Raw genomic sequence first — 24,834 nt, 5'->3', positions numbered from 1 at the left:
GAGAGGGGTCGGCTCAGGTTCTTCCGGACACGGGCACTCCTCTATCCCGACCCTCGCGTGAGCCGAGGGCCATCCTCCCCCGCCCGCGGAGGCACCGATAAGACATTCGAGGACCCAGCCATGACCGTGCACGTGCCGGAGCCGCCGCGGGCGGTTCGGACCACCTGCCCCTACTGCGGGGTCGGGTGCGGCGTGCTTGCGACGCCGGACGGGAAGGGTGGGGCGGCCATCGCGGGCGATGCCGAACACCCGGCCAATTTCGGCCGTCTCTGCTCGAAGGGCTCGGCGCTCGGCGAGACGCTCGGCCTGGAGAACCGCCTGCTGCACCCGCAGGTCGACGGACTGCGCGTCTCCTGGGAGTCCGCCCTGGGTTCAATCGCCGGAGCCTTTCGCCGCACCGCCGAGCAGCACGGGCCGGAGGCGATCGCCTTCTACCTGTCGGGCCAGCTCCTCACCGAGGATTACTACGTCGCCAACAAGCTCAGCAAAGGCTTCATCGGCACGCCGCACGTGGAGACCAACTCGCGGCTGTGCATGTCGAGCGCGGTGGCGGCCCACCGCCGCGCCTTCGGCTCCGACACGGTGCCCGGCTGCTACGCGGATCTCGACGAGGCCGACCTGATCGTCCTCGTCGGCTCGAACACCGCGTGGTGCCATCCGATCCTGTTCCGCCGCATGGTCGACGCGCGGGTCAAGCGCGGCACGAAGCTCGTGGTGATCGACCCCCGCCGGACCGAGACCGCGCAGGAGGCCGACCTGTTCCTGGGCCTGAGGCCCGGCACCGACAGCACCCTGTTCTCCGGGTTGCTGGTTCACCTCGCGCGGGCGGGAGCCCTCGACGCGGGCTTCGTCGCCGACCACACCGCCGGCTTCGACGCGGCGCTTGACCGGGCCCGGGCGCTCGCCCCCGACCCGGCTGCCACGGCGATGGCCACCGGCCTCGCCGAGGGCGACGTCGTGCGCTTCTTCGACCTGTTCACGGGCACGGAGCGCGTCGTCACCGCCTTCTCGCAGGGGGTGAACCAGTCGGCGCAGGGGACCGACAAGGGCAACGCGATCATCAACTGCCACCTCGCCACCGGGCGGATCGGACAGCCGGGCACGGGCCCGTTCTCGCTCACCGGCCAGCCCAACGCCATGGGCGGGCGCGAGGTCGGCGGATTGGCCAACATGCTCGCCGCCCACATGCACTTCGCGCCCGAGGAGGTCGACAAGGTCCGCCGGTTCTGGGGCGCCCCGAACTTGGTCACCGGCGAGGGCATGAAGGCGATCGCCCTGTTCGACGCGGTCGCGCGCGGCAAGATCAAGGCGCTGTGGGTGATGGGCACCAACCCGCTGGTGTCGATGCCGCGGGCCGACATGGTCCGCGAGGCGCTGAAGGGTCTCGATCTCCTGATCGTGTCCGAGGTGATGGCCGATTCCGACACCGCGCGGGCCACCGGCAAGAAGACCGTGCTGCTGCCGGCGCAGGGCTGGGGCGAGAAGGACGGCACGGTCACGAATTCCGAGCGCCGGATCACGCGCCAGCGCAAGTTTCTCGACGCGCCGGGCGAGGCGCGGCCCGACTGGGCGGTGCTCGCCGACGTCGGCCGCCGCCTCGGCCACGGGGCGGCCTTCGGCTTCACCTCGGCGGCAGCGGTGTTCCGCCAGCACGCCGGGCTCTCGGGCTTCGAGAACGAGGGAACCCGCGACTTCGACATCGGCGGCCTCTCGGACATCAGCGACGCGGCCTACGACGTGAACCTGCCGGTGCAGTGGCCGGTGCCGAAGCGCGGCGGCCCGAAGGCGCGGCTGTTCGCCGACGGCCGGTTCTTCACCTTCGACGGGCGCGCCCGCTTCGTCGCGGTGCAGCCGCCGGCGCTGGCGCAGGCGACCACCGCGGCGATGCCCTTCGTGCTCAACACCGGCCGGGTGCGCGACCACTGGCACACGATGACGCGCACGGGGAAGAGCCAGCGGCTCTCGGCCCATCGTCCGGTGCCCTTCGTCCAGGTCCATCCGCGGGACGCGGGTGCGGCCGGCCTCGTCGCGGGCGGCATCGCCCGGGTCTCGACCGCCCATGGCGACGCCGAGCTCGAGGTGATCGTCACCGAGGCGGTCGCGCCCGGCACCCTGTTCATGCCGATGCACTGGAGCGACGCCAACGCCTCGAAGGCCCGGGTCGGCGCCCTGGTGCGCGGCGTGCCCGATCCGCTCTCGGGCCAGCCGGAGCTGAAGGCGACCCCGGCGGCGATCGCACCGGTGGCCTACCGCGCCCGCGGCTTCCTGCTGAGCCGCGAGCAGCTCGCCGGCCCGGAGGGCTGGTGGTGGGCGCGGGCCACCATCATGGGCGGCTCGGGGCTCCAGTTCGCCACGCAGGACGGCTCGCGCGAGGCGGGGCTGCTGATGCGCCGCCTGTTCCAGGGGCTGGAACTCGCCGAGTACGCCGACCACGCCCGCGGGCGCTATCGCTGCGCGGTCTACGACGGCGAACACCTCGTCGCCTGCCTCGCCTACGGTCCGGCCGAGGCCCGGCCCGATTGGGAGAGCGCCAAGGCGCTGTTCACGAACGCGGCGCCGGACGCGGCCGAGCGCCGCGCCCTGCTCTCGGGCCGCGCGGTCACCGCCGGCGCCGGGCCGGTGGTCTGCGCCTGCCACGGGATCGGGCTCGACGTCATCACCGCGACGATCGCAGCCGGTGCCGGATCGGTCGAGGCGGTGGGCGCCGCCTGCAAGGCGGGCACGAATTGCGGCTCCTGCATCCCCGAGATCCGGAAGCTCCTGCCCGAGGCGCTTGCGCGCAGCGCCGCGTGACATCAGCTTCGGGAAACACCGCCACCGTGACCAAGCCGATCCTCATGAGCACGCCCCGCCAGCCGCGCGAGACCCGCGCCGGCCTCGAACCCCTCGCGGTCCTCCCCGTCTTCGTCCCGTTGCAGGGCAAGCGCGCCGTGCTCGCCGGCTCGAACGGCGGCGCGCCGTGGAAGGTGAAGCTGCTCGCCGCCGCCGGCGCCCACGTCGACGTCTACGCCGCCGACCCGAGCGAGGAACTGCGCGGCGTGGCGAGCGAGATCGTCGCCGGAAGCGTCACCCTGCACGAGCGCCCTTGGACGCCGGACGACCTCTGGGGCGCCGCCTTCTGCATCGGCGCGATGGAGGACGAGGCCGAGTGCGTCGCCTTCGTCGCCTGCGCGCGGGGCACCGGCGCCATCGTCAACGCGGTGGACCGGCCGCACCTCTGCGACGTGAAGTTCGGCGCCATCGTCAACCGCTCGCCCCTCGTCGTCGGCATCTCGACCGAGGGCGCCGTGCCGGTCTTCGGCCAGACCGTCCGGGCGCGGATCGAGGCGATGCTGCCGCGCGGGTTTTCCCGCTGGGTCGCGGCGGCCCGCGACTGGCGCGAGGGCGTCACCGCCCGCTTCCACGGGTTTGCCGAGCGCCGCGGCTTCTGGGAGCGGTTTACGGACCTCGCCTTCGCCGAGCCCGACCGGGCGCCGACGCGAGGCGACCTCGACAGGCTGCTCGCGCAGACCGAGGCCGCGCCGAAGGGCGGGGCGGTGACGCTGGTCGGCGCGGGGCCGGGCGATGCCGAGTTGCTGACGCTGAAGGCCCTGCGGGCGCTCCGCAACGCCGACGTGATCCTCTACGACGACCTCGTCGCCCCCGAGATTTTGGACTACGCCCGCCGCGAGGCGCGCACGATGCTCGTCGGCAAGACCGGCCACGGCCCGTCCTGCCGCCAGGACGACATCAACGCGCTGATGGTCCAGCTCGCCCGCTCCGGCAAGCAGGTGGTGCGCCTGAAGTCCGGCGACCCCCTGGTGTTCGGCCGCGCCGGCGAGGAAATCGAAGCATGCCGGCAAGCCGGCATCCCCGTCGCGGTGGTGCCGGGCGTCAGCGCGGCGCAGGGCGCGGCGGCCGCGCTCGGCGTCTCGCTCACTCACCGTGACGCCGCGCGCCGCCTGCAATACGTCACCGGCCACGACCGCCGCGGCGCGCTGCCGGACGACCTCAACTGGGGGGCGCTCGCCGACCCCTCCGTCACCACCGTGGTCTACATGCCCAAGCGCACGCTCGGCGCCCTCCTGGCGCGGGCGGTGGCCGAGGGGCTGGCGCCGGGAACGCCCGCGCTCACGGTGTTCAACGCGACGCGGCCGAATCAGGGGGTGGTGCGTGGAACCGCGGCCGACCTCGCCGACCGGGTCGAGGCGTCCGGCCTCGACGGGCCGGCGATTTTGATGGTGGGCGAGGCGTTTTCGGAGATGCGCGGCAGCGTGCAAGCCGAGACGGGGGTGGAGCGGGTCGCGGTCTGAGGCCGAGCCCCCAAACAGGTCAGCCTTGCAACGGCGTGGCTCAGCCGCGTCGAGCGCGGTATGCCTTCCCCATGAGAGCCGCAGCCATGACGCCTGCCGAAAGCGTGCCGCTCGGGATCGGGTATTACACCGTTCCCGAAGCGTCCCGTCTGCTGCGCGTGCCGGCACGGACCATCAACCGCTGGCTCGGCGGCTATACCGACACATCCAAAGGCATCGAGACTGAGATGCCGCCCCTCTGGCAACCCGAACTGCCGGCTTTCGGCAACCACATCGAGCTCGGCTTTCGCGACCTTGTCGAATTGCGTTTCGTGAACGCGTTCCTGGAGGCCGGTCTCGGACTGCTCACGATCCGCAACTGCATCGCCGTCGCACGCGAATGCGTGGACGATGCCCGCCCGTTCTCGACGCAACGGTTTCGAACGGACGGCCGCACCATCTTCCTCGAAAGTCTCCATCAGCGCGGAGAGGGCGACATGCTCGACCTCAGGAAGGGGCAATACGTCCTCAAAGCTGCCATCGAGCGAACATTCAGGGATCTCGACATCGCCCACGACGCGGTGACCCGCTGGCGGCCTCATCGGGGCAGGAAGTCGGTGGTGATCGATCCGACCCGTGCCTTCGGCCAGCGATCGTGACGGATTACGGCGTGCCGACAGTCACGCTTGCGGAGGCCGCGGAGGCGGAAGGGCCGCCCGAGCGTGCGGCGTTCCTCTACGATGTGCCGCCGCGCATCGTCAGGGACGCCATGCAGTTCGAAGCGTATCTTCGAGCCGCGTGAAGGTCTTCTTCGACCACAACATGTCGCCGGCCCTCGCACGGGCCGTGCGTGAGTTGTTCCACGATTGGCACGAGATCACCATCCTCAGCGAGGAGTTTCGACGCGACGCCACCGATATGGAGGTGATCACGGCGTTTAAGTCGCGAGGGCCGCTGGCTGGTGATCTCCGAGGATCGGCGCATCACGAAGAATGACGCCGAACGCGCCGCCTTCCGAAGTTCCCGCCTCGTCGGGATCTTCCTGGCCAAGGCGGTCCACAAGGCGCCCGTCGTCAAGAAGATGGAACGCCTCCTGGCGGTCTGGCCCGCCTTGGAATCGCTGGCGGACACCGTCGAGGGCGGTGCGATGTTCGAGCTGACGATCGCCGGGACGCGGCTTCGGCAGTTGAGGAACTGACCTTGATCGGCTCACGGCAGGTTCGGCGGCCTTCCCACCTGCCGGCGATGCTTGTGCATGGACAGAAACCGCCAAGCTCCGAGCGTCCGAGTCCCGAGGCGACCCCATGCCAACTTGCCTCCCGCGCCCGCCCATGCTGTTCCAGAGGCACAGCAGACGGACCCCAACCCATGCGCCGCGCCCTCCTGCCCATCCTCGCCTTCGTGCTCGGCTTCGTCGGCCTGAGCGGCGCGGCCGTGTTCGCGCTGATGCCGGAGCGCGCCGAGGTGGGGGCGTCGAGCGTCGGCGGACCGTTCGCCCTGGTGGACCAGGACGGGCGGGCGGTGACCGAGGCCCGGTTCGTCGGGGCGACGCACCTCGTGTTCTTCGGCTTCACCCACTGCCCCGATGTCTGCCCGACGACGCTCCAGCAGATCTCGGACGTGCTCGCGGCGCTGGGTCCGAAGGCCGGCGCGATGAAGGTCGCCTTCATCACCGTCGATCCCGAGCGCGACACCCCGGAGAGCCTGAAGACCTACCTGTCGAGCTTCGATTCCCGCATCACCGGCCTCACCGGCAGCCCGGCGCAGGTGGCCGGCGCCGTGAAGGCCTACCGCGCCTACAGCCGCAAGGTGCCGGGCAAGGACGGCGACTACACCATGGAGCACACGGCGCTGGTCTACGTGATGGACGGCAGGAACCGCTTCATCGGCGCCCTCAACCTGATGCGCCCGGCCGACGAGACCGCCGCGGAACTCGGCAAGCGGCTGTGAGGCCAGCCGTCGGCGCAGATCACGGCGCCGGCCGCCGCGGGCGCAGCAGGCCGCTGCGGGAGCTGCGCGCCAAGCCGTGCTCGGTCTTGTTCCAGCGCGAGGGCGCGCGGACGAACTCGATCAGGGCGAGCCACGCGGCGACGCTCACCAGGGCGAAGTAGACCGGCATCACGGGGACGAACCACAACTGGTCGCGCCAGCCGCGCCGGATGCAGCCCAGCGCCGGGGGCAGGACGAGAGCCGTGAGGCCGGCCAGGAACAGCGTGATCGCGATCCCGAGCGGCAGGTTCGGCCACGGCTCGGGGGCGGCGGGAATCTCGCGGAGGAGGAAGTCGGCCACCGCCCAGACGAGGAAGACCGGGTAGACCAGGGCCGAGATGAAGGCGCCCGGCAGCATGGTCGCGGCGCACAGCGCGTCGAGCCCGCCGAGCCGGCGATAGGTCTCGACGGGCCGGCGGCCGTGGGTGATGCTCGTCTGCAGGAAGCCCTTCATCCAGCGGACGCGCTGGCGCAGCCACGGGCGGACGCGGATCGGCGCCTCCTCGATCGTGGCGCTCGGCAGGTCGCCGACGTGGTAGCCGGCCAGCGCCAGCCGCATCCCGAGATCGGCGTCCTCGGTGACGTTGCGGGCGTCCCAGCCGTGCAGCCGGCGCAGCACCTCGGTGCGGACGTGCGGTATTAGGTAGCAAGCTCACCCACGCCAACGCTTATCGTTGGCCCCGGTTCCGGGTACAATGCCGGGATGACCGATCCCGAACGCCACCATCGCTCCCGTTCCGAGTCCTACGATCAGACCATCACGGCGCTTCTCACGAAGCGATCGGACCTATTCGGGGAGGCCAGCAAGCTCCGCGACCGGATCGCCGAGATCAAGAACGACGTGTCGGCCCTGGACCGGGTTCTCGGCTCCCTCGGCTACCAGGGCGATCTAGACGCCGCCATGCCCCGTCAGAAGCGCGAGGTTCTGTTCGGGCGGGGCGAACTCACACGGGGCATCCTCGACACGCTCAGAGAAGCCACAGCGCCCATGACGAGCCGGGAGGTCGCGCAGTCCGTCCTCTCGCTCACCGGTCACGATGCACGCGACCGCAAGCTCATGACGGAACACACTCGGCGGGTGTCGAAGGCGCTGCGGGCCTTGAAGGCGGATCGGGTAGTGCGGAGCGTGGCGGACGGTCGGGGCAATCTCGTATGGGAACTACCGAGGTAGCCTCGACGCCCGCCCCCATTTGGGCATAGTACGAGCTATTTTTTGCTAGCTGTCGCCCGGCGTATCATTTTCACTTATGGTAGGCATGGGCGCCGCGCGCCTTCTCGGCCATCTGACCCTCTGAGCGCGAAACAGCATCGTGAAACTTGCAGCAGTCCCCGACCTAACCGCGAGTGAAATTACTCGGGTAGGCCACATACGTGATTATATCTCCAAGCAAGAGGTCCGGGCTACCCCTGAGGAGGTTGACGGAACTCAGGTGTTTTCTCAACGCCTTGTGGAAGATTACGGCTATCCAATAGCGCACATTCGGACGCGGCCTCAATTCAAAGTCAGCCGCAGTCCATCTGATGAAAGTGGATCGTTTCCTGTTGACATAGCAGTCTTTAATTCCGATTTGCATATTGATAAAAATCTCAATATTGTTGTCGAATGCAAGCAAAAAAATCGACGCGACGGGAAAAAGCAGCTTGAAAAATACATGGATCTATCTCGTGCCAGCATAGGTGTCTGGTTCAACGGGAATGAGCATCTCTATATCCGCAAGGTAGTCAGAACAGACAAAACGACCGAATATCTTCAAATACCAAACATACCTAAATACGGACAACGCTTAGAGGACATTGGCTTCTACAAGCGTAAAGATCTGCGCGCGCCGTCTAATCTCAAAGCGACATTCAAAGATATCAGAAATCATCTGGCGGGGAATGCAACAGGCATTGCGCGAGACGAGGCCTTCGCGCAAGAGATTATCAACTTATTATTTTGCAAGATAATTGATGAGCAAGACACGGCTCCAGAGGATGTCGTTGAGTTTAGAGCTGGCCTTGATGAAAGCGCTGCTAAAGTTAAAAATCGAATAGAAACGCTGTTCGAGAAGGTTAAAACCAAGGCATTCGGCGACGTATTTACGGCAAGCGATGAAATCAAGCTTGACGCAGACAGCGTTTTATACGTCGTCGGCGAACTCCAGAACTATTGTGTTATGGATGCCGATCGGGATGCTATTGGCGATGCCTTTGAAGTTTTTATCGGCCCCGCTCTTCGCGGTGCGGAAGGACAGTTTTTTACTCCGCGCAATGTCGTGAAAATGATCGTAGGAATGTTGAATCCGCAGCCCGGAGAAAGGATCATTGATCCATCCTGTGGTTCTGGAGGCTTTTTAATTACAGCGCTGGAGCATGTCTGGGCTGAGGTTAAAGCCGAAAGCTATAAAAAGCGCTGGACTGAGCGGCAGCGATATCAGAGGGAAACACAGGTCGCGACTGACTGCTTCCGAGGCATCGATAAAGATGCGTTTCTTGCTAAAGTTTGCAAGGCCTATATGGCGCTGATCGGCGATGGCAAAGGCGGTATATTTTGCGAGAATACACTTGCCCCAACCGAGGATTGGGGGAATGCAACAAGGGTGAAAGTGCAGCTTGGTACATTTGATGTTGTTTTAACAAACCCGCCTTTTGGGTCCAAAATAGCCATCAAGGGTACCAATATTCTTTCCCAATATGATCTCGCCAGAAAATGGACGAAGGATAAAAACACAGGAAAGTTCTTAAAATCGGCGGTGATTGAACCTCAAAGGCCGCCGCAGATATTATTCCTTGAGCGGTGTTTCCAGTTGCTAAAACCTAGTGGCCGCATGGGGATCATTTTGCCGGAGAGCATGATTAGTAATCCTTCGTATGAATTTGTGATCGACTACATTAGAACGCACGCAAAGATCATCGCAATTGTGGCATTGCCAGAATCGTTGTTTAAAACAAGCGGCAAGGGCGGAACGCATACAAAGGTAGCTGCCCTCTTCCTTCAGAAAGGGGCGACTAGCGAGGCTGAGAATGTATTCATGTCAGATGTGAAATGGTGCGGGCACGACTCGCGCGGCAATCAGACAAAGCGGCGCGACACTCTCACGGGCATTGAGACTGTGCTCGACGAAGTGCCTTTTGTGCAGAGCCGATATGCGCTAGCTCGCCAAGCTACCGACTTTCAAGGGGATCATCTCGGTTACAATTTGCCACTGAAAGACATCAAACACAATATATTCGTACCAAAGTATTATGATCCTGAAATAGATCAAGTTTTAGAGAAACTTCAAGAGACGCATGAAATTGTCTCTTTCTCGGAATTAGTAGCTTTTGGCTATGTGGCGATCCGCACGGGCGCGGAGCCTGGAAAGATGGCTTATGGCACTGGCGACATCCCCTTTATCAGAACTTCTGATCTTTCAAACTGGGAAATCAAAGCCGATTTTAAACATGGCGTTTCCGAAGATATATACGTCGGTCATAAATCAAAATGCGATGTCGTGGCCGGCGATATCCTGATGGTACGCGACGGTACTTATCTAATCGGTACATCAGCGATAGTGACAGAGCACGATTTGCCAATGCTTTATCAGAGTCATTTATTCAGAATTAGAGCTATAAAACCAGATTTGCTTAGTTCTTGGCTGCTATTTGCTTGTTTGAACTCGCCTATTGTGAAGAGACAAATTAGAGCCAAACAATTTACGCAAGATATAATTGACACTCTGGGCAAACGTATTGGAGAGTTGAAAATACCCTTTCCTAGACAAGAACATCTGGCAGTTCAGATTGAAGTTGATGTGAAACAAATCATCGAAGTTCGGTCTGAGATGCGAGAAAAAGCGCGCGGTGTGGCTCTTTCCGTTCAAGGAATCGGCACGCCTGACGTTGAGGACATGGAAGCCGTGAAAGAAATTTAGCCGGTTAGTGTGCAGCCGAGCGCTGCCAGTACCCCTTCCACTGCCGCGACACGGGATGGGTAAGGGCCGCATTCGTCGCCATGAGGTACTGGACGCCGTTGCTGATGCGGCGGTGATCCTCACGCCAAGCCATCTCGCCCGCGTAGGCGCCGAGATAGGTGCCGCTGATGCGGTGGTGAACGCCCATCTCTGCACGGCGGAGGCGTGAGAAGAACGACTCGGCTTGGTTGGTGCAGGCCTCGCCATCGCTGTAGCTCTCGGAATGGTTGATGCGCTTCGTGAGGAAGCGGGCGTGGAGACGATCCCAGCCCGTGGCCTCGTCAGCGTGAACGGTGGTGCCAGGGGCAATGCGGGGCATCAGAACCGGGAGCGAGGCATCCTCGGTCTGCGAGACGGTCGTGATGGTACGGCCGCCGCGCTCGCGCAGCACGACGACGACACGGCGCTTGCCGGACTGGTTCTCGGCCTTGCGACGGTCGATCCGGTCTTCCTTCCGGTTCTCGGGTCGGACGTGGCCGCCGAAATAGGCGCCGTCGATCTCGACCTCGCCGGAGGCGGTGTGGGTCGTCGTGTCGGCGCCGATGGCCTCACGGAGCTTGTGGGAGAGCACGAAAGCCGTCTTGTACTGAACGTCCAGGTCGCGGGAGAGCTGCAAGGCGCTGTGGCCCTTGGCGCCGTTCACGAAGATCGCAATGGCGAGCAGATAGGTGCCGATCGGCAGCTTGCGGCTGGCGAAGATGGTCCCCGACGTAACGGAGAACTGGTGCTTACAGGCTTGGCACTTCCAAAGCTTGCGGGTGGTGATGAAGCTGTGGGTGAGGCCGCCGCAGCGGGGGCAAACAGGATCGCCGCCCGTGTCGCACCAGCGGATCATGCGGAAGGCGTCGTGGGCTTCCTCGGTGGACATGCGGGCGACCTTCGCCAGGGAGAGCGTCCGGGCCGCCCGAGAGAGGAGAAAATGTTGAGCCACGTTGCCAGCGCCTTCCGTTGCTGGCAACGATAATCGTTGCTAGAACGGAGGGCAACACAAATCGTTGCCGTTGACGATCTTCGTGGCCGCTCTTATCGTGGCGGGATGACGCCAGAGCAGAGTCGAGCCGCCCGAGCATGGCTGGAATGGTCGCAGCAGGAGTTGGCTTCTGAGGCTGGCGTTTCCCTGTCCACCGTGCGCGATTATGAGAAGGGGCGGACGGTGCCCATTCCGGCAACGCTAGGGGCAATGCGAGCTGCCCTTGAAGCTCAAGGCGTCGGGTTTGTGGAAGACGACGGGACATTAGGGATTACCCGCGCGAAGGCTACCGAGGCCTAGGCGCGCTCTGGAAAACGCCTTGCGGACATGATATGCAAGGGCAGCCGACACAGGGTTACAGCCCTGCGCCGGCTAGGTGGAGGTAGAGGGACTTGCACCCTCCGGGCGTTGGATGGAAAACCGCACCCAGCACTGTGCTACCCCCGTGAAGGACGGTCGAACGCGCAAACGTCCGACCGCCACTGCTACGGGGCTATCTTCTCATGTACCACCTACCTGTCTCGCTTTGCGGAGCGCGCTAGGGTGAACTGAAAGCGGTCTCGCTTGACCGCTTCTTCCGAAGCCGTAGGCGCGTCCCCCATGGACATCTCGCCTGCGGCTTCGTTCGTTTGAGCCTCAGCATCGCCGTCATCGGCGCCAGCTTCGACTTCATTCTTTTGTGCGACGGGGTACCAGCGGCCCTCGCGACGCTCGATTATTTTGTCCTGCGCACTCAGTGTCCAAAGAGTGCCCCGAATGCTGTTCGGCTTAATCTTGGTAATCCGCCGAATATCGACAGTCATTAGACCTGGGCGCTCACCAATCAGATTGGCAATAATGGGCTTCACACTTCCTGGGGGTGCACGCACCCCGGCCTCTGCGGCTAAGACATCAATCTCTTCAGCAACAGCTTCATCCGATATGTTTAGGCCGTTATCGGCAACCGACGAGATCTCGGCAACCAAATCACTCCACGCAGCCAATTTGGTCTTGATACCTGCAAACGTCTCTTGCCGCCCTGCCTCGCGACCACGCTCAAATGCCGCATCCAGCTCAACGCTATGAGCGTGATTCAGTCGATCTAGAAGCGAGCGAAATTTGTCGTCATCAGGCACAGCAGGCAACCTCTGCCGAATCATATACCGCGGAATGAACCGAATATCAAATCGATCGAAGGCTAGAAGCCAGACAAGAACATAAGAGGAACATACATCGCTCCACACTTGATCCTGCTTCGTTCCTGTCTGACACTTTTGGTGTTGCGCTACCATGTCTCGCCCCTCACCGCCGTGGCCTACATGCCCAAGCGCACGACGGGGCAGATCGTCGTTCCGCACCCGAAGTGTGACCGAAGTGTCGCAACGTGCGCCGCGGGAGCAGTCTATTGTCTGTCCTTTATGAGGATTGAAAATGATTGCGCCGGACTCCCGCAGCCATTTAAGGACCGTTGGCGCCATCGTGATGGCAATAATATTGCTGCTTCCGGCGACAATGTTGATGTCGTTTATGTGGCGCCTATCTGGCGTGGCGATGATTGAAGAAGATCTGTCAAACACTTGGCTTCCAGCGCTGGTAGCTTTTCCAGTTCGTCTGTTTGGCGTGTTTTCTTTAGGCATTGCCGGGGCTGCGCTAGCTTTTTATGGTGCTACAAGTTTACTTAAAGGAGCTTCTATAGAGGCGGCTTCTTACGCCGTCGCATCCATAGCGGCGACATTTACAATTGGGCTTGTGGCTGTCGTTGTAGCCACCGATCACGACATAATGCGACATGTCGATACGCTGGCACAGGGCGCCGGCTTCGTTGTCGGTACTTTTGTCGCCGCATCATCTCGCACTTGATCAAGAGCCAATGCCGAGCCGACGCCTCACGAAAGATGAAGCGGCGAAAGCCGACACGCTCTTGGCTGAGGTCAAGGCGATGGTGACGGATGCGGCTGGCGGCGATCCGGTCTTGTTGTTTGCCCTAAGGCGGCGTTTGGCAGCCCGCCTCACATATTGGGAGCGTGGCAATCCAGCTAAGCGGAAGAAGCTCAAGGCGGCGAAGCACAAGGCCCAGGACGGGCGCTGTGCGATCTGTGATGAGCCCATGGGCGTGAAGGGATCGGAGCTAGATCGGGCTGACCCGGTGGACGGGTACACGGCCGAGAATACCCGCCTTGTCCATCATGCGTGCCATCGTCAAGATCAGGAAACGAAGGGCTTCCGGTAGCCCGTTCTCGGCGGGCCAATGATCGAAAACCACGCGGCCTGGCTGATCCTCGGCGGCTTTACGCACGCGGGTGATTGGCTGCTCAAACCCGATATCTCGCGCGCCGAGTTCCACGGCAACGCACCGAAGGAAGCGGGCGTATACGCCTACCTCGTGGGCGGGGTGATATCCTACGTTGGATCTGCCCAGCGCGGACTAAAGCGGCGCCTTCGGCACTACGTCCTCACGGATAATAAGCGCACCTCAATGCGGGTGCGCGAGGCGATTGAGGAAAAGTTGAAGGCGGGATTGCAGGTCGAGGTCTTCACCATCGTCCCGGCGCCCATGACACACAACGGGCTTCCGATTGATCCAGTGGTCGGACTTGAGGAAGGCTTGATCCGCTTCGTGAAACCGGAGTGGAACCTCAGAGGTCTCGGGCGGACTGGAAAGGCCCTCATTGTCTTAGGCGAACTGGCTACCCAAAGCTGAAGGGATCAGGACAGGCGGCTCACTCGCTATCCTTATCTGGCGATGCGCTACGGCTTTTGCCGACAGCTATGCCCGCAGTGAACAAGAATGCATTGCCTATCCAAGTCACCATAGTATTTAGCCATGGTGCTTCCTGCCCAGACCACTGAGTGGTTGCACCAATAACCGCTACAACCATGGCTGATACAAGCAAAAGCAACGACAGAACAACAGCCGCAGCATGCCCCTTGTCGTCGGTGCCGTAACGAAGCCAGCGCGTCGTGATATGAAGAATACGGTTATTGGCACGCTCCCCAGTAAAATCTGGGAAGCGTGCAGTATCTTGATCCGCAGCAGTCGCCTGCTCAGGCGGCGGTGGTATTTGTATTGCCAACGCCGATCTTCTCTTTGAAAACGTCTCGAATTAGATCGTTTGGGATCGGTGGCTTGTTGTTCAGCGTTCCATATCGGTCTTTGACAATCGCCCATGGTTCGCCAGGCGCGTGCGTGGCGTTCGACAGTTGAATGCCGGTCAGATGCTTATGGCTACCCCATACCATGCTTAGAAAATCGAGTACGTCGCCCGGCGGAGCGGTCGGTGCTACGACCCTGAAATCGTAGATCCGATCTCCCGTCTTAATCAGTTCAGTCGCGCGCTTGCCCACTATCGGCTGAGAGCCGAAGTTGCGGAACTCCGAGTAGATAGACGGCACCACCGGCCCCCAAGGCCATGCGTAGATCTCTTCATCGAAGAGCGCTGGCTCCTTGTAAGCCAGCCACCACGCCTGAGCGTAGAAGAGCAGCTTTTGAAGCTTCATAGGATCGATGCGCGGGAAGGTGCCGCGGTCGGCATCCTGAAGATTCAAAAAAGCGTTGGCGACCGCGGCGGCAGTCGTCGGCGCGGGCATCTCGCGATCCTCCGATTGGTAACACGGTATATGGGGATAACGAGTCGCCGTCGATACGGGGCATATGGAGCAAACGCCACAAGGCCGGCGCACGCTCACGCCAGCCCTGTCACCCGCACGGTCTACATGCCCACGCGCACGGCGCGCGGAAAGCTCACTTCCGCAGCAACTCCGGGGCACACCATCCATGCCAGAGCTTGCCGTCCTTCTCGCCGTTCCAAGGATCACCGAAGGCACGCGGATGCGGCGCGTCGGCATCGCGCACGAGGGCTGAGCGTGTCGCAGCGCGCTCCTGACGATGCGACGCAGCCTTGAACGCCTTGTCGCTCGGGGCGGTCGTCACACCGCAGATCGGGACTTTCCGTTTGGATCGGGACATGAGGTCACTCGCCGTCGCGCCGCAGTTGGACGGCTCCGGCTTGGCTGCGCCGAAGATCGCCAGACTTTGTAACACGGCGCGGGGCAACTCAGGAGGCAGCGTCACGCTCCCCACCAAGCCCCGTCCGTGATTCGCCCACGCTATCCCCAAGCGACCGATCCGCACGGTTGAACGGCCCATGGGGCGGTGCTCTGTTCCCGCTTCGTTCTGGCGAGGGATAGGCGGATGGTCGAAACTGCGAAGCATCAGCCGCCGGCCGAAGTCCGCCTGACCGAGGCCGAGGTGATCGCGCTGGCCTATCACCGGGCAGCGCGCGGCGATCCTTGGTCCGCCTTGGTCTCGGCGATCGAGGATGCACTTTCCGATCTTGCGGAGGCCGAGCGGCGGACGATGCAGCGGGATCGGCTGATCTCGCGCGGCTACGTCCGCGGGCGACCCGACGTAGCGAGCCGGTAGTGGAGCGACTGTGCGACCTCCGCGAGCGCCGGGCCGTAGGTGAGCTTGCTACCTAATACCGCGGACGTGCATCGAGGTGCCGCCCAGCGGCATCGGCAGGTGCCAGTGGGCGAGCGCCGGGTTCAGCACGTCGAACAGGCCGGCATATTCCAGCGCGAAGCAGCGCGCGATCCAGGAATCCTCCGGGTTGTCGATCACGAGGCGGCCCTGGAGGCAGGCCGTGCGCGGCGAGGCCCGCGCGAAGACCTCGGCGGCCAGCCGCAACTGGCCGGGATCGGGCACGTCCTCGGCGTCGTAGACCACGAGCAGGTCGCCGCGGGCGAGCGGCAGGGCGACGTTGAGCGCCCGCGGCTTCGTCCGCGGCACCCCGGCCGGAACCGCGATCACCTCGAAGCGGGCGGGCAGGGGGATGCGCGCCAGCGCCGCGATCGTCCCGGCATCGTCGGCCTCGACGATGAACTTCAGGTCGAGCTTGGCCACCGGGTAGTCGAGCCTGGCCAGCGCGGCGACGAGGCGCGGCACCACGCGGGCCTCGCGGTAGAGGGCGACGAGCACCGTGTAGGTCGGCAGGTCGCGCGCGGAGAGCGGCGACGGGATCGCGGGCGGCGCGACGGGCACGCCGACGAACAGGGCGCCGACGCGGAAGACCGCCATCGCCAGGAACGCGGTCTGGGCCAGGACGGTCGCGGCCAGCGCGAGCGGCGGGGGCAGCGAGACGAACAGGGCGAGCCCGGTACAGGCCACGAGGCCGACGAGCAGCAGGGCCGGGCCGAGGGGGCTGCTGCCGAAGGCCCAGTCCGGCGCCTTCGCCTCCAGGTCGTCGGCCGCGTAATCCGCGATCGCGTCGGGGATCGCCGCGAACAGGGCCGCGCGCAGGCGCGTCGGGGTCGTCACCGCCGGCATCCGTCCGCGCGGGCTGCGGCCCGACAGGAGTTCGGCGATCTGCCGCCCGCGCGGCGCCAGCACGGCCGGGGCGCAGGCGCCCGAGACCAGCGGCGCCATGCCGAGGCGGAGGCTGTCGGGGAAGCGCGCGCCCATCCCGAGCGGGATCTCGCGATCGAGGAAGGGGGCGTCGAGGGCGCGCGCGAGCGCCCGGTAGTACGGCTCCTCGGCCATCAGTCCGGCGCGCAGGAGCGCGGTCGCCGCATCGGTGCCGCTTTCCCGCGCGAGCGCCGCCGCCCGCGCCAGCAGCGCCGGATCGACGCCTTCGGCGAGGAAGGCGATCTCCGGCGGAAGCGCGCGGGCATCGGGGGCCGGGTCCAGGAAGCGGAGGAACGACACGGTCGCCGGCTGCCGTCAGCTCGCGGACGTGCTAGGGGAAGCGGGTGAGCCAGACCATCTCCACACCGCGCCAGCGGAGCATCGCGAGCGCGGGCGCGTCAAGCCGCGGCGCGACGATGGCGGCCGGAACCAGGGTTTTCCTCGCCGGCCTCGCGCTCTGCGCCGCGGGCGCGGGGCCGGCCCACAGCCAAGCGCGCTCGCCTGCGCCCGCGTCTGCCCAGCCGGACAGGGCACGCGTCACCGTGCCGAACTTCTGGAATCCACGCAGCCGGGGCGAGCGGGTCGAGGCGCCGCAGACCGGCCGGGCAGTGCGCTTCCTCACCGACGACGAGTTCCCGCCGCTGCACTTCTCCGGTCCGGACGGCAACCCGACCGGCTTCGTGGTCGAGTTGACCCGCGCCGTCTGCGAGAAGCTGTCGATCGTCTGCACCGTCCAGGCCCGGCGCTTCGACACCCTGCTGGACAGCCTCGCCGAGCGGCAGGGCGACGTGGTCGCGGCGGCCATTCCCCTGACGCCCGCCCTGCGGGCGCGGTTTGCCGCGACGCGGCCCTATTTCCGCTGGCCGGCGCGCTTCGCCGCGCGCACCGACCGCGGCCTGCCCGTGCCCTCGGCCGGCACGCTCGCCGGCAAGTCGGTGGCGGTGCTGGGGGCGAGCGCCCACGCGGCCTACCTCAAGGCGTTCTTCCCGAAGGCGGAGCTGAAGGACGTCCCCGACCTCGCCGCGGCCGAGGGCGCCGTGAAGCGCGGCGAGGCGGATTACGTCTTCGCCGACGGGCTCAACCTCGCCCTCTGGGTCGGCGGCCAGGAGGCGGGCGATTGCTGCGCGCTGATCGGCGGCGACTACCTGGAGAACCGCTACTTCGGGGAAGGCATCGGCCTCGTCACCCGCCAGGAGGACGCGGCGCTCTCGCGCGCGCTCGACGACGCGCTCCAGCGGGTGTGGGACGACGGGAAGTACGCGGAATTGTACCTGCGGTTCTTCCCCGTCAGCCCGTTCTGATTCTTTTCACACCTCGGATTCCGCAGCGCGGCAAACCGCTCTAGGGTGCCGCCCGTCCGAGACACCCCGCGTCAGCCAAGCGTTCCCCATGTCCGCCCCGCTCCTCCTCGACCCCGCCGTGATCGAGGCCGCCGCCACCGCAGCGGCCTGGCCGTTCGAGGAGGCGCGCAAGCTCGTGGCGCGGCAGGCGCGCAACCCGAAACGAGAGGTGCTGTTCGAGACCGGCTACGGGCCGTCCGGCCTGCCGCATATCGGCACCTTCGGCGAGGTGGCGCGCACCGCGATGGTGCGCCACGCCTTCCGGGTGCTGACGGGGGATGCCGTGCCGACGCGGCTGATCGCGTTCTCGGACGACATGGACGGCCTGCGCAAGGTGCCCGACAACGTGCCCGAGCGCGCGATGCTGGAGCGCCACCTCAACCAGCCGCTGACCCGCGTGCCGGACCCGTTCGGGACGCACGCGAGCTTCGGCGCGCACAACAACGCCGAGCTGCGCCGCTTCCTCGACGCCTTCGGCTTCGACTACGAATTCCGCTCGGCGACCGAATGCTACCGGACGGGCGTGTTCGACGCCGCCCTGATGCGGGTGCTGGAGCGCTACGACGCGGTGATGGCGATCATGCTGCCCTCGCTCCGGGCAGAGCGCTCGGCCTCGTACTCGCCGTTCCTGCCGCTGCACCCGGTCACCGGCGAGGTGATGCAGGTGACCATCGACGAGGTCCGCGCGGGCGAGGGCACCCTGGTCTGGCGCGACCCGAAGACCGGGGAGGGCTTCGAGACGCCGGTGACGGGCGGCCACGCCAAGCTGCAATGGAAGCCGGACTGGGCGATGCGCTGGGTCGCGCTCGGCATCGACTACGAGATGGCCGGCAAGGATCTGATCGATTCGGTCAAGCTGTCGGGACGGATCGCGCAGGCGCTGGGGGGCCAACCGCCCGACGGCTTCAACTACGAACTCTTCCTGGACGAAAAAGGCCAAAAGATCTCGAAGTCGAAGGGCAACGGGCTGACCATCGACGACTGGCTCGCCTACGGCACGCCCGAGAGCCTGAGCCTGTTCATGTACACCAAGCCGCGGGAGGCCAAGCGCCTGTTCTTCGACGTGATCCCGCGCCACGTCGACGACTACCTCGGCTTCCTCGACCGCTACGCCGGGCAGGATGCCAAGCTCAGGCTCGGCAATCCGGTCTGGCACCTGCACGCGGGCGCGCCGCCGGCGCCGGAGAGCGTGGGGGGGGCGGCCGAAGAGGGGCTCAGAGGCACGACGCTGACCTTCGCGATGCTGCTCAACCTCGTCGCGGTGGCCAACGCCGACGAGCCCGGCGTGCTCTGGGGCTTCATCCGGCGCTACGCGGCCGATGTCGGCCCGCAGACCCATCCCGGCCTCGACCGGCTGGTCGGCCACGCGCTCGCCTACTTCCGCGACTTCGTGCGGCCGGCCAAGACCTACCGGGCACCGAGTCCGGAGGAGCGCGCGGCGCTGGAGGATCTGTCGGCGGCGCTGGAGCCGCACGCCGGCTCGACCGATCCGGAAGGCTTGCAGGCCGTAGTCTACGAGGTCGGCCGCCGCCACTTCCCGGACCTGTCCGGCAAGGGCAAGAGCCCGGACGGGCGGCCCGGTGTGTCGCAGGCGTGGTTCTCCACGATCTACACCGTGCTGTTCGGGGAGGCCCGCGGACCCCGCTTCGGCTCCTTCGTGGCGCTCTACGGGGTGGCCGAGACCCGCGCGCTGATCGGCAGGGCGCTGTCGGGGCGGCTGCTCGCCGAGCACGAGGCGTTCAAGGCAAGCCGAGAGGCCGCCTAGCCAAGCTCCGCCGCCACGGCGTGGGCCAGCGCGGCGGCCTGGTTGCGGATGTCGGGCACCGCCGTGCATTCCCAGAACACGCCGCGGAGCAGCGGCCCGAGGGTCCACAGCCGGGCGCCGGGTCCGTCCGCGCCGCCGCGCACGGAAAAGTCCGGGGCGGCGTCGAGGCCGATGCCGAACGGCCCCGGCCGGACGAGGCCGCGGCCGATGAGGCGCGACAGCAGCGGGTCGCGCGTCCCGGCGACGGTGCCGATGCCGCGGGCGTCGAGGATGCACTGCACGTCGAGGCTTTCGCGCCCGCGCGTGCCGCGGGGACGGACGGTGACGCGGGCGTGGCTCGGCCCGTCCTCGATCGCGGTGATGCGGCCGGCCCGCACCGAGAGGCTGCCGGCGGCGATCTCGGCCCCGATCGCCGCGCCGGCGGTCGGGGCCGAGCGGTGGCGGTGCACGTCCCAGAACGGGCGCAGGTGCCGCAGGAAGCGTCCGCGCTCGGCGTCGGGAAGCCCGAGCCAGAGGTCGTCGGTGACCGGCCGCAGGGAATCGATCACCCCGCGCCAGTCGGTGCCGGCCGCGCGCGCCGCGGCGATCTCCCGCCGGATTCGCACGACGAGGGCCGACAGGGACGCGGTGTCGGCCGCCGACAGGGCCGGAAGCGGCCAAGCCGCGGCCGGCGCGTGCGCGGCAGGCAGCAGGCCGCGCCGGGAGAGGGCGACGACCCGGCCCGCAAAGCCCTGTCGGCGCAGGGTCATCACCGCGTCGACCATGGTGAGCCCGGTGCCGACGATCATCGCCGGCAGGTGCGGATGCAGCCGGCCGAAGGCGTCGGAGCGCCAGGGATCGAAGCGGTAGCGGCTTCCGGGTTCTGCCGGAGCCGCGAGGTTGCCCATGGCGAGCACCGCACCGGCTGCGGCATAGGTGCGGCCGCCCTCGCTGTGCAGGGAGAGCCGGCCGTCCTCCCGGCGGATGTCGACGATCGCGTCGTTGACGAGGTGGAGCCGCGGCGCATCCCGCCCGGTCACGGCTTCGGTCAGGAGTTCGGCGAGGTACTGCCCGTAGAGGCCGCGGGCCGCGAAGGTACCCGCGGGCGTGACGCGGATGCCGGGCTCGGCCCGTTCGTCCAGGCGGGCGAGCCAGTCCGCGAAATGGCCCGGCCGGTCCGGATAGGCGCTCATGTTGGCCGCGCGGACGTTGAGCAGGTGGTCGGGGTTGCCGGTGGCGTAGGCGCGGCCGCGCCCGAACTGCTCGGCCCGCTCGCAGAGCAGCACCCCCCGGTGCGGGGCCAAGCGGGCGAGGAGCTGGATCGCCGCCATGGTGCCGCTGAAGCCGGCGCCGATCACGGCGACGGGGAGCAGCTTCGCGTTCACGCGGGCGGGTTCGGTCTCGTCGGACATCCTGGCCGCGGGGAGCAGGGCACGGGTTGGAGCGGGGCGCTCGGGCATCGAGCCTTGCCCGTCAGGGTAGACCTGCCAGGCGGGCAAGGCCAAGGACGCCGCGACCGTCGTCGACGGACGACGGGACACGATCCTGCCTCCCCCCGCGGCGCCCGGAGAAAAAAGGCGCTCGGAGAGCACCGTCGCTCCTCACGCGTTCGGCGTGGCGACGCGCTGGCGCAGGCCGGCGATCACCGCCTTCAGGATGTCGGCGCCGGCCTCCGCGCCGGCTTCCGCGCTCATGTCGCCGCGCACCGCGTAGATGCGCGCGTGCACGAAGGCGAGCTTGGCGATCACCGCGGGCGTCAGCTTGAACGGGTAGAGGTCCGGCTGGCCCATGCTGCGGGCAAGCGCGTTCACCGCGTAGGTCAGCGGCAGCCACGCCTCGATCAGGCGGTCGAGGTCCGGCGTCCGGTAGGGGTCGAAGTCGATCACGGTGGGCGCGGTCGCGCCGCGGCGCAGGCGCGGGCGCAGCCGCAGCTCGAAGGTCGAGGCAGTCTCGATCGTGTCGACGTTCAAGGCCAGTCGCACGGCGGCCTGAGACGGCACCGCCACGGCCACGCGTCGACTTCCGCGGAAGCTCGAACAGGCTTGCACCCCACGAAACAGGCTTGCACCCCACGAAGCGGTGCAAATGAATTATGATCTATGCTATTTTAAATCTCAGGTTGCAATTTTCTAGGAATTACGGATATAGTCCTGAAGATAACCCGAAGGGGGTGGCTGTGGAGTGGATTCGGGCACTCGGGTCGACCAATAGCCTCTCCCCACATGGCACCTGCCTGTTTTGGGAACCGAGTCTTATCTGGACCCACGTGGTCTCGGATGGGCTGATCGCAGGTTCCTATTTCTCGATTCCGATCGCCCTCGGATACTTTCTCTTGAAGAGGCAGGATGTCGCCTTCGAAACCATCTTCTGGGCGTTCGCGGCCTTCATCCTGGCCTGCGGCACGACACACCTGTTCTCGATCTGGACGCTGTGGGTGCCGGATTACGGCATCGAGGCCCTCGTCAAGATCGCGACGGCCGCGGCATCGGTCACGACGGCCTTCATGCTCTGGAAGCTGATGCCGCGCTTGCTGAATCTCCCTTCACCGCGCCAGCTTCGGCACGCCAACGATGCCCTGCGGATCGGCATCGAAGAGCGAGACCAAGCACTCGCGGCCCTGGAACTCACCACGAGCGAGAAACTGCGAGCGGAAGAGATTCTTCACCATGCGCAGAAGCTGGAGGCGATGGGCCAACTGACCGGCGGCGTCGCCCACGACTTCAACAACATGCTCAATATCGTGATCGGCAACCTGGAGATGATCCAGCGACGGGTTCCGAACGATGACCCGATGCACCGCTGGATCTCCAACGCGATCACCGGCAGCGAGCGCGCGGCGGCGGTGACGCACAAGCTCCTCGCCTTCGCCCGCAAGCAGCCCCTCTGCCCGCTACCCTGTTCCGTCAACGACCTCGTCGGCAACGTGACCGATCTGGTGCGCGGAAACCTGATCGGCGGCATCAGCCTGCGGACCGATCTCGGCGCGGCGCTGCCGCTCATCGCGGTCGATGGCGGCCAGTTCGAGAACGCGATCCTGAACCTCGTCTTCAACGCGCGGGATGCCATGCCCCGTGGAGGCGCCATCACGATCACCACCGACCGGCGTGCGAACTCCGTCCGGGTGGCGGTGAGCGACACCGGCTGCGGCATGACCGCGGAAGTCGCGGAGCGGGCCTCGGAGCCGTTCTTCACGACCAAACCCGTCGGCCACGGCACCGGCCTGGGCCTGAGCCAGGTGCTGGGCTTCGTGCGCCAGACCGGCGGCCGCAAGGAAATCGAGACCCAACCGGGAAAGGGCACGACCATCACGCTCTGGTTCCCCTCCATCGACGTGCTCACGACGGACGTGGGAGGAGGGCTCGCCCTGGCCTGCGCCTGAGGCGCCGACCGGGGCGGCGGTTCGGTCCAGGAGAAGCCGGCCAAGGGATTTCGCGACACTGGAAGCGTCGGCGTGAGGGGAAAACGACAGTGACCAAGAAGCCGACCGTGCTGATCGTCGAAGATGCGGACCTGCTGCTTGAAGTGACGATCGACGCCTTCCAGGATGCCGGGTACGCGACAATCGCGGCAAGCACGGGCGAGCAGGCGCTTTCGATCCTGGAGGATGCGGACACGATCGACCTGCTTCTCACCGACATCCGCCTTCCGGGCACGATCGACGGGTGGGACATCGCGGAGCGCGCGCGCGCGCGCCTCCCCGCGCTCCCGGTGATCTACGTCACCGGCTACAGCGCCGTGGAACCGCGCCGGGTCGAAGGCAGCCTCCTGTTCCTCAAGCCATGCCGCTCGTCCAAGCTGCTCGACGCGGCCCAGAGCCTCGGTGTGGGGCCGGGCTGGGCGGGGCTGGCGTGAGCGAAGCTCACGCGTTCGGCGTGGCGACGCGCTGGCGCAGGCCGGCGATCACCGCCTTCAGGATGTCGGCGCCGGCCTCCGCGCCGGCTTCCGCGCTCATGTCGCCGCGCACCGCGTAGATGCGCGCGTGCACGAAGGCGAGCTTGGCGATCACCGCGGGCGTCAGCTTGAACGGGTAGAGGTCCGGCTGGCCCATGCTGCGGGCAAGCGCGTTCACCGCGTAGGTCAGCGGCAGCCACGCCTCGATCAGGCGGTCGAGGTCCGGCGTCCGGTAGGGGTCGAAGTCGATCACGGTGGGCGCGGTCGCGCCGCGGCGCAGGCGCGGGCGCAGCCGCAGCTCGAAGGTCGAGGCAGTCTCGATCGTGTCGACGATGTGCAGGTAATGCGCCCAGGTCTCGGCAAAATCCTCCCACGGGTGGCTGGTGGCGTAGGCCGAGACGTAGGAATCCTCCCAATCCGCCGGCGCACCGTGCGCGTAGTGGGCCTGGAGCGCGCCGACGTAGTTCAGGCGCTCGTCGCCGAACAGCTCCCGGAAGGCCGGCAGGTGCGGGCTGTTCTGCACCAGAAGGTACCAGAAGTAGTGCCCGATCTCGTGGCGGAAGTGCCCGAGCAGGGTGCGGTAGTGCTCGCCGAACCGGACCCGGCGCCGCTCGCGCTCGACGTCGTCGGCCTCGGCGATGTTCATGCTGATCAGGCCGTTGAGGTGGCCCGTCAGCACCGGCGGTCCGATCAGGAAGCTCTCGGCGGGGTCGACCAGGAAGTCGAAGGCCAGCCCGTCGGTGTACCGGGCCCGCGTCGCCAGCGGCAGGTCGAGGCGCAGCAGCGAGTAGAACAAGCGGTGCTTGGCCGCCTCCACCTGCCGCCAGCGGGCGAGGTTCCAGGAAAGCGTCAGGTCGGGCACGACGCGGTTGTGGCGGCAGGCGATGCAGAAGGTCTCGGGCGAGTCCTCCGGCACCAGCCAGTTGCACGCCGCGTGCGCCGCGTTGGCGCAGAGGCGGTAGCGGCGTCCGGAATGCGCGTAGGCGTGGAACGTCTGCGTCGCGGCAGGTCCCGGGTGGGCGGACGGGCTCGACGGCTCCAGTGCCGAGATCTCGTGGACGTCGCAGACGTAGCCGAGGCGACGCTGGCAGGAGTCGCAGGCCGTGCTCTCGAAGGTCAGCGGCTGATCGCAGGCTTGGCACTGGAAGATCTTCATGGCGGATTCCGGCGCCCGGGACGAACCTGCTCGACGGCGGCGAGGTCTCGTCCGCCGGAACCGGTCGAGGCCCGCCTTCGGTCCATCCCCGCGGCATCAAATGGGCGTGGCCCGCAAAGTTCCCGCACGACGCCCCCAAGGGATCGCGCGGCGCGGAC

26 protein-coding genes and 1 pseudogene are annotated in these 24,834 nt (G+C 66.2%); 18 read left to right on the top strand and 9 right to left on the bottom strand.

Annotated features, from left to right (window positions below; all coding sequences use genetic code 11):
• The first annotated feature begins 120 nt into the window (after positions 1-120).
• The 7 genes from ACFE8Y_RS03860 (at position 121) to ACFE8Y_RS03830 (ending at position 6,221) form a co-directional block, all read left to right on the top strand.
• Complete coding sequence (locus ACFE8Y_RS03860) at positions 121-2,793, top strand: molybdopterin-dependent oxidoreductase (RefSeq protein WP_375463071.1); 2,673 nt, start codon at positions 121-123, stop codon at positions 2,791-2,793.
• 44 nt (positions 2,794-2,837) lie between these two features.
• Positions 2,838-4,292 carry a siroheme synthase CysG gene (cysG, locus tag ACFE8Y_RS03855; protein ID WP_375463101.1) on the top strand — a complete coding sequence of 485 codons (1,455 nt, stop codon included), beginning with the start codon at positions 2,838-2,840 and terminating at the stop codon, positions 4,290-4,292.
• Positions 4,293-4,378: 86 nt separating this feature from the next.
• Positions 4,379-4,930 carry a hypothetical protein gene (locus tag ACFE8Y_RS03850; protein WP_375463070.1) on the top strand — a complete coding sequence of 184 codons (552 nt, stop codon included), beginning with the start codon at positions 4,379-4,381 and terminating at the stop codon, positions 4,928-4,930.
• Positions 4,927-5,073: a hypothetical protein gene (locus ACFE8Y_RS03845; RefSeq protein WP_375463069.1), complete on the top strand. Its 147-nt coding sequence runs from the start codon at positions 4,927-4,929 to the stop codon at positions 5,071-5,073. The genes ACFE8Y_RS03850 and ACFE8Y_RS03845 overlap by 4 nt, the downstream gene beginning before the upstream one ends.
• A complete protein-coding gene (locus tag ACFE8Y_RS03840) occupies positions 5,070-5,267 on the top strand; it encodes a hypothetical protein (protein WP_375463068.1) in 198 nt (65 codons plus the stop codon). The genes ACFE8Y_RS03845 and ACFE8Y_RS03840 overlap by 4 nt, the downstream gene beginning before the upstream one ends.
• Positions 5,233-5,469 carry a hypothetical protein gene (locus ACFE8Y_RS03835; protein WP_375463067.1) on the top strand — a complete coding sequence of 79 codons (237 nt, stop codon included), beginning with the start codon at positions 5,233-5,235 and terminating at the stop codon, positions 5,467-5,469. Before ACFE8Y_RS03840 ends, ACFE8Y_RS03835 begins: the two co-directional genes overlap by 35 nt.
• A gap of 170 nt (positions 5,470-5,639) precedes the next feature.
• On the top strand, positions 5,640-6,221 hold the full coding sequence (locus ACFE8Y_RS03830; RefSeq protein ID WP_375463066.1) for an SCO family protein: 582 nt from the start codon (positions 5,640-5,642) through the stop codon (positions 6,219-6,221).
• A gap of 19 nt (positions 6,222-6,240) precedes the next feature.
• Here ACFE8Y_RS03830 and ACFE8Y_RS03825 read toward each other — a convergent pair whose 3' ends face one another.
• Entirely contained in the window at positions 6,241-6,879 is a 639-nt protein-coding gene (locus tag ACFE8Y_RS03825; protein WP_375463065.1) for a glycosyltransferase, read from the bottom strand.
• Between the two features lie 84 nt (positions 6,880-6,963).
• Here ACFE8Y_RS03825 and ACFE8Y_RS03820 point away from each other — a divergent pair, with 84 nt between their 5' ends.
• Together ACFE8Y_RS03820 and ACFE8Y_RS03815 are read left to right on the top strand one after the other, a co-directional pair.
• Positions 6,964-7,431 (top strand): hypothetical protein, encoded by a 468-nt coding sequence (locus tag ACFE8Y_RS03820; protein WP_375463064.1) that lies wholly within the window; start codon positions 6,964-6,966, stop codon positions 7,429-7,431.
• A gap of 139 nt (positions 7,432-7,570) precedes the next feature.
• The gene (locus ACFE8Y_RS03815) at positions 7,571-10,153 is read left to right on the top strand and encodes an N-6 DNA methylase (protein WP_375463063.1); all 2,583 of its coding nucleotides are present in this window, start codon (positions 7,571-7,573) and stop codon (positions 10,151-10,153) included.
• 4 nt (positions 10,154-10,157) lie between these two features.
• On the opposite strand, the gene ACFE8Y_RS03810 is transcribed toward ACFE8Y_RS03815, so the two are convergent.
• Positions 10,158-11,123, bottom strand: coding sequence for an IS1595 family transposase (locus ACFE8Y_RS03810; RefSeq protein ID WP_375463062.1), 966 nt, complete (start codon positions 11,121-11,123; stop codon positions 10,158-10,160).
• Between the two features lie 105 nt (positions 11,124-11,228).
• Between ACFE8Y_RS03810 and ACFE8Y_RS03805 the strand changes: the two genes are divergently transcribed.
• Entirely contained in the window at positions 11,229-11,462 is a 234-nt protein-coding gene (locus ACFE8Y_RS03805) for a helix-turn-helix domain-containing protein (protein WP_375463061.1), read from the top strand.
• A 212-nt stretch (positions 11,463-11,674) separates the two neighbouring features.
• Here ACFE8Y_RS03805 and ACFE8Y_RS03800 read toward each other — a convergent pair whose 3' ends face one another.
• Entirely contained in the window at positions 11,675-12,433 is a 759-nt protein-coding gene (locus ACFE8Y_RS03800) for a hypothetical protein (protein WP_375463060.1), read from the bottom strand.
• Between the two features lie 139 nt (positions 12,434-12,572).
• Between ACFE8Y_RS03800 and ACFE8Y_RS03795 the strand changes: the two genes are divergently transcribed.
• From ACFE8Y_RS03795 to ACFE8Y_RS03785, 3 genes are read left to right on the top strand one after another with little or no spacing between them, the layout of a single operon-like run.
• A complete protein-coding gene (locus ACFE8Y_RS03795) occupies positions 12,573-13,001 on the top strand; it encodes a hypothetical protein (protein WP_375463059.1) in 429 nt (142 codons plus the stop codon).
• Positions 13,002-13,011: 10 nt separating this feature from the next.
• A complete protein-coding gene (locus ACFE8Y_RS03790) occupies positions 13,012-13,371 on the top strand; it encodes a hypothetical protein (protein WP_375463058.1) in 360 nt (119 codons plus the stop codon).
• Positions 13,372-13,389: 18 nt separating this feature from the next.
• Positions 13,390-13,842 carry a hypothetical protein gene (locus tag ACFE8Y_RS03785; protein WP_375463057.1) on the top strand — a complete coding sequence of 151 codons (453 nt, stop codon included), beginning with the start codon at positions 13,390-13,392 and terminating at the stop codon, positions 13,840-13,842.
• A gap of 344 nt (positions 13,843-14,186) precedes the next feature.
• Here ACFE8Y_RS03785 and ACFE8Y_RS03780 read toward each other — a convergent pair whose 3' ends face one another.
• Positions 14,187-14,729: a Panacea domain-containing protein gene (locus ACFE8Y_RS03780; protein ID WP_375463056.1), complete on the bottom strand. Its 543-nt coding sequence runs from the start codon at positions 14,727-14,729 to the stop codon at positions 14,187-14,189.
• Positions 14,730-14,883: 154 nt separating this feature from the next.
• Entirely contained in the window at positions 14,884-15,213 is a 330-nt protein-coding gene (locus tag ACFE8Y_RS03775) for a hypothetical protein (protein ID WP_375463055.1), read from the bottom strand.
• Positions 15,214-15,333: 120 nt separating this feature from the next.
• Here ACFE8Y_RS03775 and ACFE8Y_RS03770 point away from each other — a divergent pair, with 120 nt between their 5' ends.
• Complete coding sequence (locus ACFE8Y_RS03770; protein WP_375463054.1) at positions 15,334-15,564, top strand: hypothetical protein; 231 nt, start codon at positions 15,334-15,336, stop codon at positions 15,562-15,564.
• Between the two features lie 48 nt (positions 15,565-15,612).
• On the opposite strand, the gene ACFE8Y_RS03765 is transcribed toward ACFE8Y_RS03770, so the two are convergent.
• On the bottom strand, positions 15,613-16,845 hold the full coding sequence (locus tag ACFE8Y_RS03765; RefSeq protein WP_375463053.1) for a glycosyltransferase: 1,233 nt from the start codon (positions 16,843-16,845) through the stop codon (positions 15,613-15,615).
• 44 nt (positions 16,846-16,889) lie between these two features.
• Here ACFE8Y_RS03765 and ACFE8Y_RS03760 point away from each other — a divergent pair, with 44 nt between their 5' ends.
• Together ACFE8Y_RS03760 and ACFE8Y_RS03755 are read left to right on the top strand one after the other, a co-directional pair.
• Positions 16,890-17,846, top strand: coding sequence for a transporter substrate-binding domain-containing protein (locus tag ACFE8Y_RS03760; RefSeq protein ID WP_375463052.1), 957 nt, complete (start codon positions 16,890-16,892; stop codon positions 17,844-17,846).
• Between the two features lie 88 nt (positions 17,847-17,934).
• Entirely contained in the window at positions 17,935-19,650 is a 1,716-nt protein-coding gene (locus ACFE8Y_RS03755; RefSeq protein WP_375463051.1) for a lysine--tRNA ligase, read from the top strand.
• Here ACFE8Y_RS03755 and ACFE8Y_RS03750 read toward each other — a convergent pair.
• Positions 19,647-21,041 (bottom strand): FAD/NAD(P)-binding protein, encoded by a 1,395-nt coding sequence (locus ACFE8Y_RS03750; protein WP_375463050.1) that lies wholly within the window; start codon positions 21,039-21,041, stop codon positions 19,647-19,649. The genes ACFE8Y_RS03755 and ACFE8Y_RS03750 overlap by 4 nt on opposite strands.
• A 189-nt stretch (positions 21,042-21,230) precedes the next feature.
• Positions 21,231-21,593: pseudogene (locus ACFE8Y_RS03745) on the bottom strand (putative zinc-binding metallopeptidase); the annotation flags it as partial.
• Between the two features lie 302 nt (positions 21,594-21,895).
• On the opposite strand from ACFE8Y_RS03745, the gene ACFE8Y_RS03740 reads away from it, so the two are divergent.
• Entirely contained in the window at positions 21,896-23,008 is a 1,113-nt protein-coding gene (locus ACFE8Y_RS03740) for a sensor histidine kinase (protein ID WP_375463049.1), read from the top strand.
• An 89-nt stretch (positions 23,009-23,097) separates the two neighbouring features.
• Positions 23,098-23,481 (top strand): response regulator, encoded by a 384-nt coding sequence (locus ACFE8Y_RS03735; RefSeq protein ID WP_375463048.1) that lies wholly within the window; start codon positions 23,098-23,100, stop codon positions 23,479-23,481.
• Between the two features lie 7 nt (positions 23,482-23,488).
• On the opposite strand, the gene ACFE8Y_RS03730 is transcribed toward ACFE8Y_RS03735, so the two are convergent.
• Positions 23,489-24,676, bottom strand: coding sequence for a putative zinc-binding metallopeptidase (locus tag ACFE8Y_RS03730; protein WP_375463047.1), 1,188 nt, complete (start codon positions 24,674-24,676; stop codon positions 23,489-23,491).
• Between the last annotated feature and the right edge of the window lie 158 nt (positions 24,677-24,834).

Origin of the sequence: uncultured Methylobacterium sp., from assembly GCF_964242245.1 — a bacterium.
Lineage (GTDB): Bacteria > Pseudomonadota > Alphaproteobacteria > Rhizobiales > Beijerinckiaceae > Methylobacterium.
Note: the sequence above shows the minus strand (reverse complement) of the source record. Positions and strands in the feature narration are given on the sequence as shown.